Raw genomic sequence first — 19,038 nt, 5'->3', positions numbered from 1 at the left:
GGAGGAGGTCTACCGCAGGCTCGAGCCGACGCTCGCCGCTGTCGCGGGCGCCGGTGCCTACCTGGGCGAGGACGTCGGCCGGCCCTCGCTGTTCGACGTGGCGCTCCTCGGTCTGATGTGGACCACCTGGGCGGGTTTCATTCACGCGCTGGCCCTGGTGACCGGCGGGAAGGTCGAGGCCGCCGAGTTCCTCCCCCACGCCCGGACCTGGTTCGACCACGTGATCGCCCCGGAAGTCCCGCGGATCGCCGAGCAGGTGGACCGGCGGCGCCACCCCGGCGACGGCTCCGCGCTCGCCATGCAGGCCGCCGCCATCGACCACCTCGTCGAGGCCGGCCGGGCCCTCAAGGTGGACACCGAACTGCCGGAATATCTCCAGGACCGCGCCCGGCAGGCGATCGAACGCGGCCACGCCGACGACTCCTTCGCCAGCCTCTTCGAAGTGCTCAGCGCCCCGACCGACTGACGCCTTTCCCGGTGGCCCGGGGGCGTGGCGCTGCAACCCTGCCTGCTCACGGCGGAGTGTCGCCGGCGTCGACCTGTCGGTCCACTGGCCGCTCCATGGCGACTGCGCGCACATGAGGACTCCCCGACAAAGATCTCTTGCTGCGAGAATGACGGCATGAGCGCGCGTAAGCCGATCGAGTCGTGGCTGTCGGACATGGACGGCGTCCTGGTGCACGAGGGGCAGCCCGTTCCGGGCGCCGACGAGTTCGTCCGGCGGTTGGAGGCCTCCGGCAAACGCTTCCTCATCCTGACCAACAACTCCATCTACACCCGCCGGGACCTGGCGGCGCGGCTGGCCGCCATGGGGCTGCACGTGCCGGCCGAGTCGATCTGGACGTCGGCGCTGGCGACGGCGCGGTTCCTGGACACCCAGCGCCCGGAGGGGTCGGCGTACGTGATCGGGGAGGCGGGGCTGACCACGGCGCTGCACGAGGTCGGGTACGTGCTGACCGACCTGGACCCGGACTATGTGGTGCTGGGGGAGACCCGCACCTACAGCTTCTCCCAGATCACCAAGGCGATCCGGCTGATCGAGCGGGGCGCGCGCTTCATCGCCACCAACCCCGATCCGATCGGGCCGTCGTTGGAGGGGGCGCTGCCGGCGTGCGGCGCGGTCGCCGCGATGATCACCGAGGCGACGGGGGTGAAGCCGTACTTCGTCGGCAAGCCGAACCCGCTGATGATGCGCACGGCGCTGAACGTGGTCGGCGGACACAGCGAGACCACGGCGATGATCGGCGACCGGATGGACACCGACATCGTGGCCGGCGTGGAGGCCGGGCTGGAGACGATCCTGGTGCTGACCGGGGTGACGCGCAAGGAGGAGGTGGATCGGTTCCCGTTCCGCCCCTCGCACGTGGTGTCGTCGATCGCCGACGTGATCGACATGATCGACGGCGGTGCCGCCTCCGACTGACCCGCACGGCGCGCCGACCGCAGTGCGCAAACACCGGCCGGGGGGCGTCCGCCCGCTTCGCTTCGGCCCCGTTCGGCGCGGTGCCGGCGGGTGCGGCGCCGCGTAGACTCGGGGCACACCATGCGCACGATCAGGCAGTCGGGTCGACACGAGCTGGAGATCCGCAAATCCCGCTTCATCTGCACGCTGGCCCGGGTGGAGACCGAGGCCGAGGCGGTGGCGTTCATCGCCGAGCACCGGCGGGCGCACCGCGACGCCACGCACAACTGCACCGCCTACGTGGTCGGCGAGCACGGTGAGATCACCAAGAGCAGCGACGACGGCGAGCCGTCCGGGACGGCCGGCGTGCCGATGCTCGAGGTGCTGGTGCGGCGCGGCCTGACCGGGGTCGCGGCGGTGGTCACCCGGTACTTCGGCGGGGTGAAGCTGGGAGCGGGCGGCCTGGTGCGCGCCTACGCGCAGTCGGTGGCCGAGGCGATCGACGCGGTCGGCGTGGTGGAGCTGCGGCCGGTGGTCACCATGACGGTGTGCGCCGACCACGCGCTGGCGGGCCGGCTGCTGGGCGACCTGCACGCGCGGGGACACGAACCCGCCGACGTGCGCTACGGGCAGCTGGTGGAGGCGGACGTGCCGGTCGCGGTGACCGAGCTGGACGACTTCCAGGCGTGGGTGGCGCAGGTCAGCGGGGGCCGCGCTCAGCTGCGGCGCGGCGCCGAAGGCTTCCGCGAAGTCCCGGTCTCCTGACCGGCGTTCCCGTCCCGACGAGGACACCCGGACGTGGCTCTGGTCACACTAGCCGGACGGTGTGGACGTGACCGGCGCGCCGATCGTCTCACAGGGCGAAGCCGTACCGCGTCCCCGTTCCGAGTGAGGAGGCCCATGTGACCGCCGCCGACACCCGCACCGCCATGCACGCCGAGGCCGACCTCGCCGCCGAGAGCACCGGGGACGGCGCCGAGGGGAACGGCGGGGCCGTGCCGGCGGCCCGGGCGGTCGGCGCCTCCCGGCGCCGCGCGCCGGCGGTGCGGCTGGCCCGCAAGGCGGCGGTCGCCGTCGCCGGGGTGGCGCTGATCGTGGCCGGTGTGGCGATGCTGGTGCTGCCGGGCCCGGGGGTGGTGGCGATCCTCGCCGGACTGGGCCTGCTGGGCACCGAGTTCCCGGCGGCGCGCCGCGTCAGCCAACGCGTCCACGGCCGCCTTCGCGCCGCCTGGCACACGATCCGCCGCCGCAAGAACGCCTGACCCGCCGACCGGCGCCCGTCCGCGTCAGCTGAGCCAGCCGGGGCGGATCAGACCGCTCTCGTAGGCCAGCACGACCAGCTGCGCCCGGTCGCGGGCGCCCAGCTTGGCCAGGATGCGGCTGACATGGGTCTTGGCGGTGGCGGGGCTGAGCACCAGCCGCTCGGCGATCTCCTCGTTCGACAGCCCCGCGGCGACCAGCTCCAGCACCTCGCGCTCACGGTCGGTGAGCAGGTTCAGCTCGACGGCGGGCGGAGGCTCGGTGATCCGGGCGGCGAACTCGGCGATCAACCGGCGGGTCACCGCGGGCGCCAGCAGCGCGTCCCCCCGCGCCACCACCCGCACACCGTGGATCAGCTCGGGCGGCTCGGTGTCCTTGACCAGAAAACCGCTCGCCCCCGCCTTGATCGCGCCGTAGACGTAGTCGTCCAGGTCGAACGTCGTCAAGATCACCACTTTGACGTCCGACAGGTTCGGGTCGGACACGATCCGCTTGGTGGCCTCCAGACCGTCCAGGACGGGCATGCGGATGTCCATCAGCACCACGCGGGGACGCAGCCGGGCGGCCAGGTCGACGGCGGTCCGCCCGTCCCCGGCCTCCCCGACGATCTCGATGTCGTCCTCGCCTTCCAGGATCGAACGGAACCCGGCCCGCACCAGCGTCTGGTCGTCGGCCAGCAGCACGCGAATCACGTGAACTCCTTCACATCACCGCCCGAAGACGGAGTCGGCACGGCGGGCGCCGCCGGCCGCGCCGGGGCGATCACGGCGACGGCAGCGCACAGACACGCCCACGTTGCCGGCGCCTCCCCGCACCCAGCCGGGGGAATGCACGGCACAACCGTAGTTCAGCACCGCCCCCAGCGTGATCGTTCCGCACCGCGCACGCCCCCGGGGCGCGCGCAACGCCGGGGGAGAGGGCAAGACGGTTGACTTTCGTCAGTATCCCCGCACATCACCGGCTTGTAGCGTGAAGGGGATGAACGACCCGACGTCCCCGGCCATGCCACGGCCCGGCCCCGTCGCCCCCACCGCATCCCCGACGCCGGCGCCCAAGACCGACACGGCAGGGGAGACGCGGCACCGACCCCGCCCCGCACGACCCACACGACCGGCGTGGCGGCAGACGGCGGCCCGACTCCTGGCGCGGCCGTCGCGACGCGCGGCATGGCTGGACGCCCTCATGGGAGCGGCCCTCGCATACCCGGTGATCGTCGGCAACCTCGTCCCCCCGAGCGTCGACCACCCCCATTGGTGGTCGGAGGCCGCCGGGCTGGCCGCCCTGGCCGCCGCCGTCGCGATCAGCCGCGCCCTGCCGCTGACGGCACTGGTCACCGCGCTCGCGCTCACCGCCGTCCACGGCAACTTCGCCTTCGCCGTCCCCGTCCTGGCCTACCTGACCGGGCTGCGCCGCGCCCACGCCCGCCCGGTCCTCTGGGGATTCGCCGGCATCGCCGCCGCCGGCGCCGCCCTCAACCTGGCCCGCGGCATCGACGTCACCGTCTGGTTCCCGCTGACGATCTGGCTGGTCCTGCTGGGCGTCCTGCCGTGGCTTGTCGGCCGCTACTGGCGCCAATACCGCCAACTCGTGCACGCCGGATGGGAACGCGCCGAACAACTGGAACGCGAGCAACGCATCGTCGCCGAACGCGAACGGCTCCGCGAACGCGCCCGCATCGCCCAGGACATGCACGACTCCCTCGGCCACGAACTGGCCCTGCTGGCGCTGCGCGCCGGCGCCCTGCAGGTCGCGCCCGGCCTCGACGAACGCCACCGCGCCGCCGCCGCCGAACTGCGCGCCGGCGCGGCCGAGGCCACCGAACGCCTCCGCCAGATCATCGGCGTCCTCCGCGAGGACACCACGCCCGGCGCCGCACCGGGAGACGACCCGCCCGTCCCCGACGCACCGATCGACCGCGCCGCGGCGGAACTGGCCGACCGCGCCCGCGCCTCAGGCATGTCCGTCGATCTCGTCCACGACCCGCCCCCGACCGCCGACACGGCAGGGAAGACCGCCGAGGATCTGCCGCCGATGGTGCGCCTGGCCGCATACCGCGTGGTGCAGGAAGCCCTCACCAACGCCGCCAAACACGCCCCCGGCGCACCGGTGCGCATCCAGGTGCGCCACCACCCGGCGGGCGTCACCGTCACCGTGACCAACCAGGCACCGCCCACCGACACGCCGCACCCCCTGCCGACAGGCGGCGGGCACGGACTGACCGGCCTGACCGAACGGGTCCGCCTCGCCGGCGGCGTCCTGCACGCCGGCCCCACCCCCGACGGCGGATTCAAGGTGACCGCCGACCTGCCCGCCACCCCCACACCCCCGACGCACACCGCGACCGACCCGACGACCGCCACCGAGACCGAGTCGGCGCGCCGCCTGGCCGGCCAGCGTCGGCGCCTGCGGCAGAGCCTCGTCCACGCCATCGCCGTGCCGTCCGCGCTCCTGGCGGCCCTGTCGACCGTGATGGTCGGCTACTACGTCTACCGCACCCTCAACTCGGTCCTGCCGCCCTCCGACTTCGCCGCCCTGCGCATCGGCGACGACCAAGCCCGCACAGCGCGGAAACTGCCCGGCGAAGAACTCCTCAACGCCGGCGCCTACCTCGCCCGCTACCCCGAGCCGCCAGGCGCGGACTGCCGCTACTACCGGCCCGACGCCAACCTCCTCGGCCTGCACACCGTGTACCGCCTGTGCTTCACCGACGGACGCCTGTCGTCCAAGAACATCCTGCACACCCCCGCCCGCCCCGACCCGCCCGACCAACCCTGACCGCACCAGCACGGCAGACCGCACGATGCCACGCGACCACCGCACCACCGACGCCACGACGACCGGCGCCCCGCGACACCAGCCCACCGCCCGGGAAGGACACCAGGTGATCCGCGTACTGCTCGCCGACGACGAGGTGATGATCCGCGCCGGGGTGCGGGCCATCCTCACCGCCGACCCCGCCACCGACCCCGCCATCGAGGTCGTCGCCGAAGCCGGCGACGGACGCGAAGCGATCGAACTGACCCGCAGCCACCGCCCCGACGTCGCCCTCCTGGACATCCGCATGCCCCGCCTCGACGGCCTCGCCGCGGCCGCCGAGCTGCGCCGCGCCGCACCCGACACCGCCGTGGTGATCCTCACGACGTTCGGGGAGGACGAGTACATCGCCCGCGCCCTGGCCGACGGAGCCAACGGCTTCCTCCTCAAATCCGGCGACCCGCACGAACTGATCGCCGGGGTGCGGGCCGTCGCCGCCGGAGCCGCCTACCTGTCACCGCAGGTCGCCCACCGCGTCATCACCGAAATGCGCAGCAACCGCATCGGCCACGGCGCCCACGCCCGCCGCCGCGTCGACACCCTCACCCCCCGGGAACGGCAAGTGCTGACACTGGTCGGCGCAGGCCTGTCCAACGCCGAAATCGCCTCCCGCCTCAACGTCGTGGAAGGCACCGTCAAGGCGTACGTCAGCGCCATCCTGACCCGCCTGCAGGTCCGCAACCGCGTCCAGGCCGCCATCCTCGCCTACGAAGCCGGACTCCTCGACGGCACCACCCCCTGACCCCGCCCCAGCCCCCCGCACAGCACAAGGGCCGTCCCCGCCCGTCGCGAGAACGGCCCCGCACACCTCAAAGATCACCTGCCGTGCACCGCCCCACCCCGCGGACGGCGCGGCGGCCGTCAGCGCGGCGGCTCGACGCGGCGACCGCCCGCCGCCATCACGTCCGGCAGCGTCGGCGCCGCACCCGGATCACCGACCGGACCGCCCGGCGTCCCCGCCGCCTGCCCGGCCGCCCGCGTAGGGACCCCGGCGCCCAACAGCACCGCACCCGCCGCCACGCCCCGCAGCGCCGTCACCACCGGCGCCACCAGCCGCACCAACAGCAACGCCACCAGCGGCGCCACCACGACCCCCAGCACGAACCCCGCGGCCACGTCATGCGGGTAGTGCACCCCCACGAACACCCGCGAGAACGCCATCAGCGCCGCCAACGGCAGCACCACACCCGCCATCGACCGCCACGCCACCACGATCACCGCGGCCGACGCCGCCGCGATCGTGGCGTGATTGCTGGGGAACGACCAGTCGCCCGGCGCCGGGCACGCCACGATGTTCATCGCCCCCGCCACCGCCCGGCAGGGCCGCTCCTCCCGCAGCGCGCTCTTGGACACCTCGCTGACCAGATAGGCCGCCACCACCGCCACCGGCGCCAGCAGCGCCAGACCCATCGCCCGGGCGTCGCCGGCACGGGCCCGCCACCAGCCCACCACGAACAACACGGCGAACACCAACAGGCCCGCGTCCGTGCCGATCTCGGCGAACGTGTGCACCCACGACGGCGTCCCATGGGCGAATTCCGTGATCTCGCGGTACAGGTCGGCGCTGAACTCAGGCGCGCGCATGTTCTCCCTCACGCTTGGAAGCGGCTTGTGTGACACCCCACGTCGAATGACGATCCTGCACCACTCTGCGGAAGTTCACCCGACGTTCATGATTATGTCGAAACATCCACCCGAAGCAGCCTTGTCGATCAAGGATGTGCTTCGCGCCTCGCGGCCCCCTCCGGCACCTCCGCAGCCCGGGCCGCCACGCCGCCGGCGGCATCCTCGACCGGCCCGACGGCGGCCTCGCGGAGACCGCGACGCCTCCGCAGGCACCGCGCCGCCTCCGCCACGACGGTGACCGCCACCGCCAACCCCAGCCCCATCGCCACACCGCGCACCGGGTCGTCCTCGAACACCGCGCCGCCCACCAACCCCAGCAGCGTGCCGTACACCGCCCAGCTCACCGCCGCCACCCCCGCGAACAGCGAAAACAACCGCGCCGGAAAACGCACCGACCCCATCGTCATCGTCACCGCCGTGCGCCCGCCCGGCACGTACCGCGCCACCACGAGGATCAACCCGCCCCGCTCCGCCAACACCCCACGCGCCCACCCCAGCGCCCTGCGCCGCCGCGACCTCGCCGGCATCCGCCCCACCAACCGCCCGCCCCACACCCGCCCCACCAGGTACGACACGTGGTCACCCGCGAACGCGCCCAGCGCCGCCGCCAGCATGACCGCCGCCGGGTCCACCTCGCCCGACGCCGCGAACACCCCCGCCGTGATCACCATGCTTTCGCTCGGCACCGCCGGGAAGAACCCGTCGATCATCGCCACCGCGAGCAGCGCCGCATAGAACCACGGCGACGTCACCGCAGCGTGCAGCACCTGCTCCACCAGGTCCGTCACACCGTCCATGCGGCCCGACGCTATGAAGCGATCAGCTGCGGCGACATTGGACGAACGCCCGCCATCACCCCCACCTTCGTCAAGGGGAGTCCCCACCCCGCAGACAGTGGCCGACGGGATCTCCACCGCACAGGACGGTGGCGCCACCGCACTCACCGGCGACGCCCCGTGAGCGCCCCTCGAACGATCAGCAGGACCGACGAATGGGGCCACCGCGCCGCACCAGGGGAGTGGAAGACCCGTCCGCTCACACGACGGGCCGTCACGCTGACCGGCCACTGCCCGAGACCCCGCCTCACTGTCCCCGGGCACCCGAGCATCACGCCGTCAGGTCGTGACCGCCGCCTCGTCGTCGACTCGGATCTTCAGCCGTCCTGTCCTACGCCTGCCTTGACGCCTCAGGCAGGCGGGGGAGGGGGGATCACCGCTCCTGGTCGACGGGACGCCGATCGAGCCGGGCCAGCAGCGGATGCACCCGCATCGCCGCCTCCAGCTCCCCGGGCAGCTCGTCACGGTAACGCCCCAGCGTCGACAGGTCCGCATGGCCCAGCACACGCCGCACCGCGTCCATGTCGGTCGCGGCCGCCAGCAGATGCGTCGCCGTGGTGTGCCGCAACCCGTGCGGCGTGACGGCACGGCGCCGCTCCGGATCCACCCGCGCCGCCACCCGGTCGATCACGGCCTGCACGTCGCCCCGCGCCAGACGCCGCCCCCGCCACGACAACAGCAGCGCCTTGGGCTCGCGACCGCGGTCCAGCAGCGGACGCCCCTCGGTCAGATACGCGTCCAAGACCTCGGCCACCGGACGCGGCAACGGCACGTCCCGGGTGCGGCCGCCCTTGCCGAACACCCGCCAGTACCGCACCCCGTCGTTGACGAAGAAGTCGTCCACATCCGCGCGGACCAGCTCCGACACCCGCGGCCCCACCGCCGCCAGCAGCAGCACGATCAGCCCGTCCCGCAACTGCACCCGCTGGTCACGGCGCCGCCCCGGCTCGGCGGGCTCCTCGGCCAGCCGCCGCGCCGCCCCCAGCAGCCCTTCGGCCTGCTCGGCGGTGAGCGCGCGCCGCTCGGCGCGCAGCCCGCCCCGCTGCCGCGGACGCACCGTCGCCGCCGACATCGGGTCCAGATGCACCCACCCGGCGAGCACGGCGTGACGGAACAACGCCGCCACCGACCGGCGGAACCGCGCCTGCGACGCCGCGCTCTGCGTCGGGGCCGCACCCGCCCGGCGGCCCTCGTCGGGGGAGGGGGAGGAGCGGCGGCGCCCATCGGGCTTGCGCGCGAACGCAAGGAGCACCTGATCGATGTCCTCGCCGGTCAGGTCGTCCAGCACCCGCTCCGGCCCGGCCAGCTCGGCGAAAGTGTGCACGTCGCGCACGTACACCTCGGCGCTGCCGGGCGCCAACGCGCCGGTGACCGCCTTGGCGCGGACCATCTCGGCGTACCGGTCGACGGCCTCGGCGACGGTGACACGCTCGACATCACGGGGACGCACATCCCGGCACGGTACCGCCCGCCACGGACAGAACCCCACCACCCGCAAACACGACAAAACGCCACAAACAACACAGAAGTAGGATTCTGTTCGGTTTGATCATCCTGTCGGACCCGGATGCCATCATGGACGCCCGCGCCGCGGCCCACCGCCCGGTGGCGCCGCTCACGGACCCGGGGGAGGTGCGGCGTGATGACCGATTCGATGCTGTTCGACCAGGTCGCCGAGGTGATCAGGGGATCGGCGCCCAGGCCGGCCGGCCCTGGGGCCGGCGAGCTGCGCGTGCGCGTGCGGCCAGGCGGCGTCAAAGTCTGGTACGGCGACGCCGCGCCGCCCAGGGAGCACTACGAGGCGCAGATCATCGCCGCGGACATCGTCCCCGACGCCCGCGTGAGGGCTCTGGAGATCGGCTGGCACGCCGAGCATCCGCGCGAGGCCGACAACCAGGCGCTGCTGGACGGCCTGCGCGCCCGGGAATCGTGTGGCGGCCCGTCTTGGGCGACGAGGCCGTCGCCGGGGTGTTCCTGGGCCGCACTGCATGGCGGCGCATCTCGGAGACCTGGCTGGACCCTGACCTGGACGGGCCGGACGTGCCGTTCGACATCGGCGTGCGGCTGGTCGACTACATCCGCGCCCTGCAACCGATCCGCAGCGACGCCTGACACCCGCTCGCACGCACAGCCGCGCCCGGGGCGCTCGATCCGCCAACAGCCGACGAACCGCGCGTTCCGCCCGATGCGCACCCCTCCCCAGTCGCCTCGCCACATGGTCGATAATGGACATTATGTTAAGTAGAACCTTCTCGAGCCGCCCCTGAGGCCGCAGGCGCCCCTCCCCGACGAGCGTGAGGCACCGTCCATGCACGCCCTCGCGTCGACGCTGATGGACTACGGCGCCGCCGAAGCCGGGCCGCCGCCTTTCCGAATTTCTTCCGCCGACCGGCTTGGCTTCGGCCCCCGAGCACGGCAGGTGCCGCAACAACACTCCCCCTGACGGCTCTGGTGCCGCTGACGGCCTGGAGCCTTATGAGCTCGGGATCGGCTGTCGGCGGAGTGGTGCAGCATCCTCTGGCCACAGGCGGGTACGCGGTCTGCTCACGCAGGTTTCTTGGGGGCCGCATGAGTGAGAAGCCGATCAGCAGGCGACGCATGCTGCAGGCCGGCGCGGTGGGAGGGATCAGCGTGTTGCTGCCCTCCCGCACGGCTCCGCGGAGCGGGATGAGGGCCGGCAGCGGCGGCCGGCTTGATCCTGCTGCGATCAGGAAGTACGCGGCCAGGCTGCCGATACCGCCGGTGATGCCGCAGGACCCACGGGACGCGCACACCGACCTGGACTTCTACACGATCGGCGTCCGGCAGTTCAGACAGCAGGTGCTCCCCCCTGGCAGTCCGGCCACGACCGTGTGGGGGTACGGGTCTGCGCGCCATCCGGGCACCTTCCACTACCCCGCCTTCACCATCGAGGCGAAGGTCGATCGGCCTGTCCGGGTGAGATGGGTCAACGAACTGCTGGACGCCGAAGGCAGGTACCTTCCGCACCTGCTGCCGGTGGACCCCACGCTGCACTGGGCGAACCCGCCGGGAGGACGCTTGGGGCGGGACTCACGTCCCGAGTTCACCTCGACGCCCGGGCCGTACACGGGGCCGGTGCCGATCGTGACCCACCTGCACGGAGGGCTGAACACTGAGGAAAGCGACGGCTACCCCGAGGCGTGGTACCTGCCCGACGCCCGCGACGTCCCCGCCTCCTACGCGCGGACCGGTTCCTTCTACGACAAGTTCAGAATCAAAGCGGAAGCGCTGTCGGATGCGCGCTGGGGCCCCGGGGACGCGGTATTCCAGTACGCCAATGAAGGCCGGGCCTCCACGCTGTGGTACCACGACCACTGCCTGGGCATCACGCGCCTCAACGTGTACGCCGGTCTCGCGGGCTTCTACCTCATGCGCGGTGGGCCGTCGGACGTGGAGGGGGACGCGCTTCCCGGGCCTGCCCCCAGAATGGGAGACCCGCCCGGTGCCCGGTACTACGAGATCCCCGTGGTGATCCAGGACCGGTCGTTCCATGCCGACGGCAGCCTGTTGTATCCGGCGAGCCGGGCACGTTTCGACGGATTCAAGGGGCCATACATCCCCGCCAGCGACATACCGCCGATCTGGAACCCGGAGTTCTTCGGCGACACCATGCTGGCCAACGGCCGCACCTGGCCGGTGCTGCCGGTCGAGCCGCGCCGCTACCGGTTCCGGTTCCTCAACGGCTGCAATTCACGCACCTTGATCCTGAAGGTCGTCGCCGACCCGCTGGCGCGCAGGCCTGCGTCCCCCGCGCTGACACTGTGGCAGATCGGCAGCGATGGGGGCTTCTTGCAGGCCCCCGTCGAGCTCGGTCAACTGCTTGTCGCTCCGGCGGAACGCGTCGACGTCGTCGTCGACTTCACGGGGCTGCCGACCGGTGCCGAGCTGTATCTGATCAACGAGGGGCCCGACGATCCGTTCCAGGGCGGCAGGGTGGGCGCCGATTTCTCGCCGGCGGATCCGAAGACCACTGGTCAGGTCATGAAATTCGTGGTGAGGCCGTTGACCGCGCCAGACCGGTCCACTCCCCCGTCCCAGCTCACGCTGCCCTCGTTCAAGCCCTTGGGCGGGGCGTTCCGCGCGCGGCGGTTGTCCCTCAACGAGGCGGACTCCCTCCGCCTGCCGGGTGTCGGCCCTCGCGTCACGCTCCTGGGCACCGTGGAGTCCGTCGGCAGGCCGGATCCGTTGGGATGGGACGCGCCCGTCACGGAAAATCCCACGCTCGAATCGACCGAGATATGGGAGCTGTGGAACTTCACGGTGGACGCCCATCCGATTCACGTCCACGAGGTCCAGTTCCAGGTCGTCGACCGCAGGCGTTTCGGGGAGTTGCCTCGTCCGCCGGAGGTGTGGGAGCGCGGCTTCAAGGACACGGTGCTGGTGTATCCGAAGGCGATCACTCGTGTGAAGGTGCGATTCAGTCATGCGGGCCAGTACGTGTGGCACTGCCACATGTTGGAACACGAGGACAACGAGATGATGCGGCCGTTCACTGTCAGTCCGCGGTGAATCAGCAGGCCGATGGCCCCAGCAGCCGCAGGCGGATCCGCACACCTGTGAACGTGCCGGCTGGGGTATGACTCGCCGTTGCCGCTCGGCCGTTGACTTGCGTCTCCGTGGGCTCACCCGCAATCCGACGACGGGCCGGGACGTCCCCGAATCGCCGCGGCCCGGTCGCGGTTGGAGGAGTTCGCCGCTGAGGTGTTCGCGGGTGTGCCGCGGTCGGACGAGCACGCTACGGGCGAGCTGTAGGTGCGGGGGCTGCTGCTGGACGGGCGGCGCACGTCGATGCAGCCGATGGCCGAGCGGCTGGGCATCGATCACCGCGGGTTGCAGCGGTTCATGACGTCCTCGCCTTGGGATGTGGCGGCGGCCTCGGCTGGCGCAGATGGTCGATCAGCCGGCCGTCCGGGCGCGGCGCGTGGGAGCGCCGCTGCGGCTTCGACGGCGGCCGGCACTCCCCCGGCATTCGGCGAGTCGGTCGTTCGCACTGCTTGTTGCCCTCGAGCGGGGCCGTGGCTGTCTTGATCGGTGCTGGTCGAGGTGACCCTGAGGTGTGCTCAGGGTTCCCCTGAGGGGCTGGCGGTCTGGGCGGCGGGTGCCGTCGGCCTGCGGTGATGGCGTGTGGAGCTGGGGTGTTGCGCTTCGGGCGCGCGCCTTGGCGTCTGTTGATGCGGCGGTGGGGTCGGGGTGGAGCGCCGTCCGCGGGTCGTGCGTGGTGGGGAGGGCGGGGCGCTGGTCGTACATCTCCGGATGTATGCCGCTGTAGGCGGATGCGCGAAAGGTGCAGGCAGGGTGTCGGCTCTGGCCGGATTCGCCGGGTGGGCCAGGCCGTCGATCATCTGGGGCGTGTTGTTCGGGTGTGCGGTGGAGGGCCTGCGGTGGACGATCCGTTGATGCTGGCGCGCGTGCAGTTCGCGTTGACGGCCGGCACGCATTTCCTGTTCGTGGCGTTGACGTTGGGGCTGGCGACGCTGGTGGCGTTGACGCAGACGCGGGCGACGCTGTCGGGCAGCGCGGTGGCCGAGCGGATGACGCGGTTCTGGGGCCAGCTGTATGTGATCAACTACGCGGTGGGGATCGTCACGGGGCTGGTGATGGAGTTCCAGTTCGGGTTGAACTGGAGCGGCATGTCGCGGGTCGTCGGCGAGGTGATCGGGGCGCCGCTGGCGATGGAGACCGTGGTGGCGTTCTTCGTCGAGTCGACGTTCCTGGGTCTGTGGATCTTCGGGTGGGACCGGTTGAACCGGTGGGTCCACCTGGGGTTGATCTGGGTGGTGGCGGCCACGGCGTACTTCTCGGCGTACTTCATCTTGGTGGCCAACGGGTTCCTGCAGCGGCCGGTGGGCTTCACGATGGTGGACGGGCAGGCGCGGCTGACGGACCTGGGGGCGTTGCTGACGAATCCGACGGCGCTGCTGGCGTTCGGGCATGTGGTGTTCGGCGGGCTGCTGACGGCGGGGTTCTTCATGGCGGCGGTCAGCGGCTATCACCTGTTCCGCCGGACGGCGGAGGCGGACCTGTTCCGCCGGTCGATGCGCACCGGGCTTGTGGCGGTGGTCGTGTCGGTGATGCCGGTGGCGGCGTTCGGGGGGATGCAGTACGCCTACATTCAGCCGACCAAGCATCCGGGGGCGCAGGAGTCGGCGGCGCAGGTGGCGCAGTTCGAGGCGCGGTTCGGTCCGGGTGATTACACGCCGCCGGGGCTGGCGACGGCGGGCGAGGTCCTGATGGAGGTGGCGTGGTCGCTGATGTTCTTCCTGGCGTTCGCGATGTTGGTGAAGCTGCCGTTCGGTCGGTGGTTGGAGCGGGGCCGGGTGTTCCACGTGCTGATGATGGCGGCGTTGCCGCTCCCCTACGTGGCGATGATCTCGGGGTGGGTGTTCCGCGAGGTCGGCCGGCAGCCGTGGATGGTGTACGGGGTGCTGAAGACCGAGGACGCGTTGTCGGATGTGGGCGCGGGCGCGGTGGCGGTGTCGTTCACGGTGTTCACGGTGCTGTTCGCGGCCCTGGTGGTGGTGAACGTGTGGCTGTTGGCGCGGTTCGCGCGGCGGGGGCCGGAGGCGGTGCGGCTGGGGGCGCCGGGCGCGCCTGAGCCGGAGCGGCCGGCGCTGACGCCGACGTTTTGAGCCCGGCGTCTGCGGTGCGGCTGGGATCGGGTGGGGTGCGGCGCAGTCGGCTGCTGGAGGGGCGGCGCCGTTCGGGTGGTGGCCGGTGCCGGATGAGCGAGGTTCCCCGGTCGGTGGGCCGGTGGGGTGAGGAGTGCGAATGCAGACGTTGGCGTTGGTGGTGCTGGCGGTGTTGACCGCCGGTTATCTGGTGTTGGCGGGGGCGGACATCGGCATGGGGATGCTGCTGCCGGTGCTGGGGCGTGACGGGCGGGAGCGGCGCCTGGTGATCGCGGCGTTCGCGCCGTTCTTCCTGGCGAACGAGGTGTGGCTGGTGGCGGTCGCCGGTGTGGTGGCGGGTGCGTTTCCGGGGTTGGAGCATGCGCTGCTGAGCGGTTTGTTCCCGGTGTTCGTGGCGTTGGTGGCCGGGTGGGTCGTGCGGGACGCCGGGTTGTGGCTGCGGGGCCGTGTGGACGCGGCGGCGTGGCGTGCGGTGTGTGACGGCGCGATCGTGGCGGGCAGTTGGGCGCTGGCGTTGTCGTGGGGGGCGGTGCTCGGCACGGTGCTGGTCGGCGGGAGCCGGGTGGAGGACGGGGTGAACGCCGGGACGGTGCTGGGGCTGCCGTTGGCGTTGGTGTTCGCGGCGCATGGGGCCGGGTTCGCGCGGTGGCGGCTGGCGAGCGGCTTGGCGGAGCGGGCGCGGCGGGTGCCGGGACGGTACTGGGTGTCGGGTGCGGCGCTGGCGGCGCTGCCGGTGGCGGCGGGGGCGCGGTTGCCGTGGTCGCAGGTCGTGTCGTCGCCGGAGGCGTTGGCGGTGACGGCGGTGATGTGCGTGCTGATGGTGCCGCTGCTGGCGGCGGCGCAGGCGCTGGTGTGGTGGACGTTCCGGGGCCGGGCCGAGTCCCCCGGCTACCTGTGACGCCGGTCGGGGGTGCCGGGGTGAAGGCGGTGGAGCGGCGTCTGGTGCGGTGGTTGCCGCGGCGGGTGCTGGTGCTGCTGGTCGCGGTGGCGTTGGCGCAGGCGGTGCTGGTGGTGGTGCAGGCGGATGCGTTGGCGCGTGCGGTGGCGGGGTTGGATGCGCGGCTGCTGCCGGTGGTGGCGGCGGCCGTTGCGGGGCGTGCGGTGCTGGCGTGGGCGGGGTCGGGTGTGGCGGGGCGGGCCGCGGCAGGGGTGAAGGCGCGGCTGCGGGAGGCGGTGCTGGCTCGGGCCGGCGCTCCCGGGGCCGCTGGTGGCGGGTCGGCCGGTGGGTCCGGTGGAGGCCGCGTGACGCTGCTGACCCGGGGTTTGGACGCGGTCGATCCGTTCTTCGCCGGATATGTGCCGCAGTTGGTGGCGGCGTGCGTGGTTCCTCCGGTGGTGTTGGCGGGGCTGGTGGCGGCCGATTGGGCGTCGGCCGTGGTGGTGGCGGTGACGGTGCCGCTGGTGCCGGTGTTCGGGGCGCTGGTCGGGTTGCGCACCGCGGAGTGGACGGGCCGGCAGTGGGAGCTGTTGCGCCGGTTGGGCGGGCATTTCCGCGACGTGGTGGCGGGGCTGGCGACGTTGCGGGCGTTCGGGCGGACGGGCCACCAGTCGGCGGTGGTGCGGCGGCTGGCCGACGAGCATCGGCGGGCGACGGTGGGCGCGTTGCGGGTGGCGTTCCTGTCGTCGCTGGTGGTGGAGCTGGTGTGCGCGCTGTCGGTCGCGTTGGTGGCGGTGCCGGTGGGGTTGCGGCTGCTGGACGGCCGGATGGAGTTGGCGGCGGGGCTGCTGGTGCTGCTGCTCGCGCCGGAGGTGTACGCGCCGTTGCGGGCGTTGGGGTCGCGGTTCCACGCCAGTGCGGAGGGCGTCGCGGTGGCCGGCGAGGTGTTCGCGGTGCTGGACTCCCCCGCCGCGCCGACGGGCGGCGGCCGGGTCGTCGCCGCCGAGGGGCCTCCGGAGATCGTGCTGGAGGACGTGACGGTGCGGTATCCGGGGGCGGACCGTCCGGCGCTGGAGAAGGTGTCGTTGCGGGTGGCGCCGGGTGAGCGGGTCGCGGTGACGGGACCGTCGGGTGCGGGCAAGTCCACGCTGCTGCTGGTGCTGGCCGGGCTGGTGACGCCGGAGTCGGGTCGCGTCCTGGTGGACGGTGTGGAGCTGGGCGAGCTGGACATGGCCGCGTGGCGGGCGCGGCTGGGGTGGGTGCCGCAGCGTCCGCACCTGTTCGCCGCGTCGGTGGCCGACAACATCCGCCTGGGCGCGCCGGACGCCGGGGACGAGCGGGTCCGGCAGGCGGCGCGCGCGGCGGCGGCCGAGGAGTTCATCGAGGAGCTGCCGGACGGGTACGCAACGGTGCTGGGTGACGGCGGTGCGGGGCTGTCGGCGGGGCAGCGGCAGCGGCTGGCGATCGCGCGGGCGTATGCGACGGATGCGCCGGTGATGCTGCTGGACGAGCCGACGGCCCGGTTGGACGTGCGCAGTGAACGGCTGCTGGTGGATGCGGCGCGGCGGCTGCTGGAGGGGCGGTCGGCCGTGGTGGTGGCGCACCGTCCGGCGTTGCTGTCGGTGGCGGACCGGGTGGTGCGGCTGGTGGACGGCCGTCTGGTCCCCGGCGACGGGACGGGCGCCCGTCCGAGCGGAAGCTTTGACGAGAGCCCTGGAGGCCGGTGCGGCGGCGGGGTGGCGGCATGACCGTCCTGGCGCGGCGGGGCCCGACAGTGCTGGGCGGGTTGTGGGGCGCGGTGCGCCCCCACGCGGTCCGGCTCGTGCTGGCGGGCACGGCCGGGGTTGCGGCGGAGCTGTGCGGGCTGGGGCTGGTCGCGGCGGCGGCCTGGCTGATCGCGCGGGCGGCGCAGCAGCCGACGATGGCGGCGCTGTCCCTGGCGATCGTGGCGGTGCGGGGGTTCGCGCTGGCCAAGGGGGTGCTGCGGTATCTGGAGCGGCTGGCCGGTCATGACGTGGCGCTGCGGGCGTTGGCGGAACTGCGCGGCAGGGTGTTCGACGCGTTGGCCGCGCGCGGCCCGGCGGCCCGCGGCCGGACCGGGGGCGCGGCCGGGTTGCGCGGCGGGGACGCGTTGACGCGGCTGGTCGCCGATGTGGAGGCGGTGCAGGACCTGCTGCTGCGGTGCGTGCTGCCCGCGGTGGCCGCCGTGGTCTGCGCGGTCGCCGGCGTGGCGGTGTGCGCGGCGGCGGTGCCGTCGTCGGCGCCGGTGCTGGCGGCGGGTCTGGCCGTGGCGGGCGGGGTGTTGCCGTGGGTTGCGTGGACGGCGGGCGCGCGTGCGGCCGCGGCGGTGGCGGCGCAGCGGCGTGAGCTGGCGGTGCGGGCTTTGGACGTGCTGGACGGCGCCGGGGAGCTGGCGGTGTTCGGGGCCGCGGACCGTTTCGGTGCGCGGGCGGTGCGGGCGGCGCGGCGCCTGGAGCGGGCCGAGCGCGCCGGCACGCGCGTGGCGGGGGCGGTGGCCGCGGCGGGGCTGGCGGTGCAGGGGGCGACGGCCGTCGGGGTGGCCTGGCAGGCGACGCGTTCGGGCGCCGACCAGGTGCAGGTGGCGGTGGTGGCGCTCACGGCGCTGGTGGCGGTGGAGGCGGTGCTGCCGTTGCCCACGGCGGCACAGCGGTTGCGCGAGGTGCTGGCCGCGGCGCGTCGGGTGGCGGCGGTGCTGGCCGCTCCCCCGCCGTCCCCGCGCGCGACCGCGGCGGCGAAGGTGCCGCCGGGGCCGTTGAGCGTGGAGCTGCTGGGGGTGACGGTGGCGTTCGATCCCCTGGCCGGCGCGCCGGACACCGAGCCGGCGGGTGCCGCGGGCCTGGACGGCGCGGCCGGTGGCGGGGTGGCGCTGGACGGCGTGGACGTGCGGGTGGAGCGAGGCCGTCGCGTCGCGATCGTGGGGGCCAGCGGAGCGGGCAAGAGCACGCTGCTGGCGGCGGTGACCGGGGACGTGACACCGGTGGCCGGGACCGTGCAGCTGGCAGGCCGCGACCTCGCCGCCCACGCCGAGCAGGACGTGCGGGCGGCGGTGCGAGGCCTCACCCAGGACGCGCACGTGTTCGCCGGGACGGTGCGCGCCAACCTGCTGATGGCGCGTCCGGACGCCACGATGCGGCAGCTGGAGGCGGCCGCGCGGCGCGCCCGGTTTCTGGAGGTGGTGCGGGAGCTGCCGGACGGGTGGGACACGCGGGTCGGTGAGGGCGGCGTCGGCTTGTCGGGCGGGCAGCGGCAGCGGCTGCTGCTGGCGCGGGCGCTGCTGGCCGACCCGCCGGTGCTGGTGCTCGACGAGCCGACCGAAGGCCTCGACCCGGTGACCGCCGACGCGATCACCCGGGACCTGCTGACCTGGCCGGGCGGCGGGACCTTGCTGCTGGTGACGCACCGGCTGGCGGCGCTGGGCGACGCCGACGAGGTGCTCGTTCTGGACCGTGGGCGGGTGGTGCAGCGCGGCCGTCACGACGACCTGCTGACGCGCCCGGGCCCGTACCGGGACATGTGGGACGCCGAACGTCTCACGACCTGACTCCCAAGCCG

At 73.2% G+C, this 19,038-nt stretch carries 16 protein-coding genes and 1 pseudogene; 13 read left to right on the top strand and 4 right to left on the bottom strand.

Annotated features, from left to right (window positions below; genetic code table 11):
- The 4 genes from AR3_RS31120 to AR3_RS14640 all read left to right on the top strand — a co-directional run.
- Window positions 1–466 (top strand): imine reductase family protein (locus AR3_RS31120; RefSeq protein ID WP_451916694.1); only part of this gene is annotated, 466 nt, incomplete at its 5' end.
- 156 nt (window positions 467–622) lie between these two features.
- Window positions 623–1,423, top strand: coding sequence for an HAD-IIA family hydrolase (locus AR3_RS14650; RefSeq protein WP_067914521.1), 801 nt, complete (start codon window positions 623–625; stop codon window positions 1,421–1,423).
- 120 nt (window positions 1,424–1,543) lie between these two features.
- Window positions 1,544–2,167: a YigZ family protein gene (locus AR3_RS14645; RefSeq protein ID WP_067914517.1), complete on the top strand. Its 624-nt coding sequence runs from the start codon at window positions 1,544–1,546 to the stop codon at window positions 2,165–2,167.
- 137 nt (window positions 2,168–2,304) lie between these two features.
- Window positions 2,305–2,664, top strand: coding sequence for a PGPGW domain-containing protein (locus AR3_RS14640; protein ID WP_217998544.1), 360 nt, complete (start codon window positions 2,305–2,307; stop codon window positions 2,662–2,664).
- Window positions 2,665–2,688: 24 nt separating this feature from the next.
- Here AR3_RS14640 and AR3_RS14635 read toward each other — a convergent pair whose 3' ends face one another.
- Window positions 2,689–3,354 (bottom strand): response regulator transcription factor, encoded by a 666-nt coding sequence (locus AR3_RS14635; protein WP_067914514.1) that lies wholly within the window; start codon window positions 3,352–3,354, stop codon window positions 2,689–2,691.
- Between the two features lie 490 nt (window positions 3,355–3,844).
- On the opposite strand from AR3_RS14635, the gene AR3_RS14630 reads away from it, so the two are divergent.
- Both AR3_RS14630 and AR3_RS14625 read left to right on the top strand, forming a co-directional pair.
- Window positions 3,845–5,437: a sensor histidine kinase gene (locus AR3_RS14630; RefSeq protein ID WP_067914511.1), complete on the top strand. Its 1,593-nt coding sequence runs from the start codon at window positions 3,845–3,847 to the stop codon at window positions 5,435–5,437.
- A 106-nt stretch (window positions 5,438–5,543) separates the two neighbouring features.
- Window positions 5,544–6,218 (top strand): response regulator, encoded by a 675-nt coding sequence (locus AR3_RS14625; protein WP_067914533.1) that lies wholly within the window; start codon window positions 5,544–5,546, stop codon window positions 6,216–6,218.
- 119 nt (window positions 6,219–6,337) lie between these two features.
- Here the strand turns inward: AR3_RS14625 and AR3_RS14620 are convergent, their stop codons facing one another.
- From AR3_RS14620 to AR3_RS14610, 3 genes are all read right to left on the bottom strand, one after another.
- Window positions 6,338–7,060 (bottom strand): phosphatase PAP2 family protein, encoded by a 723-nt coding sequence (locus tag AR3_RS14620; RefSeq protein WP_067914508.1) that lies wholly within the window; start codon window positions 7,058–7,060, stop codon window positions 6,338–6,340.
- A gap of 128 nt (window positions 7,061–7,188) precedes the next feature.
- On the bottom strand, window positions 7,189–7,899 hold the full coding sequence (locus AR3_RS14615) for a DedA family protein (protein WP_067914505.1): 711 nt from the start codon (window positions 7,897–7,899) through the stop codon (window positions 7,189–7,191).
- Between the two features lie 412 nt (window positions 7,900–8,311).
- Window positions 8,312–9,388, bottom strand: a complete 1,077-nt coding sequence (locus AR3_RS14610; protein ID WP_067914503.1) for a tyrosine-type recombinase/integrase — start codon at window positions 9,386–9,388, stop codon at window positions 8,312–8,314.
- Window positions 9,389–9,882: 494 nt separating this feature from the next.
- Between AR3_RS14610 and AR3_RS30580 the strand changes: the two genes are divergently transcribed.
- The 7 genes and pseudogenes from AR3_RS30580 (at window position 9,883) to cydC (ending at window position 19,027) form a co-directional block, all read left to right on the top strand.
- Window positions 9,883–10,050: a hypothetical protein gene (locus tag AR3_RS30580; RefSeq protein WP_157406674.1), complete on the top strand. Its 168-nt coding sequence runs from the start codon at window positions 9,883–9,885 to the stop codon at window positions 10,048–10,050.
- Between the two features lie 456 nt (window positions 10,051–10,506).
- On the top strand, window positions 10,507–12,468 hold the full coding sequence (locus AR3_RS14605) for a multicopper oxidase family protein (RefSeq protein WP_083951511.1): 1,962 nt from the start codon (window positions 10,507–10,509) through the stop codon (window positions 12,466–12,468).
- A 150-nt stretch (window positions 12,469–12,618) separates the two neighbouring features.
- A pseudogene (locus tag AR3_RS33045) lies at window positions 12,619–12,828 on the top strand (transposase); the annotation flags it as partial.
- Between the two features lie 512 nt (window positions 12,829–13,340).
- Window positions 13,341–14,588, top strand: a complete 1,248-nt coding sequence (locus AR3_RS14600) for a cytochrome ubiquinol oxidase subunit I (protein WP_227023383.1) — start codon at window positions 13,341–13,343, stop codon at window positions 14,586–14,588.
- 139 nt (window positions 14,589–14,727) lie between these two features.
- Window positions 14,728–15,486 (top strand): cytochrome d ubiquinol oxidase subunit II, encoded by a 759-nt coding sequence (locus AR3_RS14595; RefSeq protein WP_067914500.1) that lies wholly within the window; start codon window positions 14,728–14,730, stop codon window positions 15,484–15,486.
- A 29-nt stretch (window positions 15,487–15,515) separates the two neighbouring features.
- The gene (cydD, locus tag AR3_RS31520) at window positions 15,516–17,213 is read left to right on the top strand and encodes a thiol reductant ABC exporter subunit CydD (RefSeq protein WP_281179267.1); all 1,698 of its coding nucleotides are present in this window, start codon (window positions 15,516–15,518) and stop codon (window positions 17,211–17,213) included.
- A complete protein-coding gene (gene cydC, locus AR3_RS31515; protein WP_083951510.1) occupies window positions 17,210–19,027 on the top strand; it encodes a thiol reductant ABC exporter subunit CydC in 1,818 nt (605 codons plus the stop codon). The genes cydD and cydC overlap by 4 nt, the downstream gene beginning before the upstream one ends.
- Window positions 19,028–19,038: the final 11 nt, after the last annotated feature.

Source organism: Actinomadura rubrobrunea NBRC 15275 (genome assembly GCF_001552235.1).
GTDB lineage: Bacteria > Actinomycetota > Actinomycetes > Streptosporangiales > Streptosporangiaceae > Spirillospora > Spirillospora viridilutea.
This window is presented reverse-complemented; position numbering and strand designations above follow the sequence as displayed.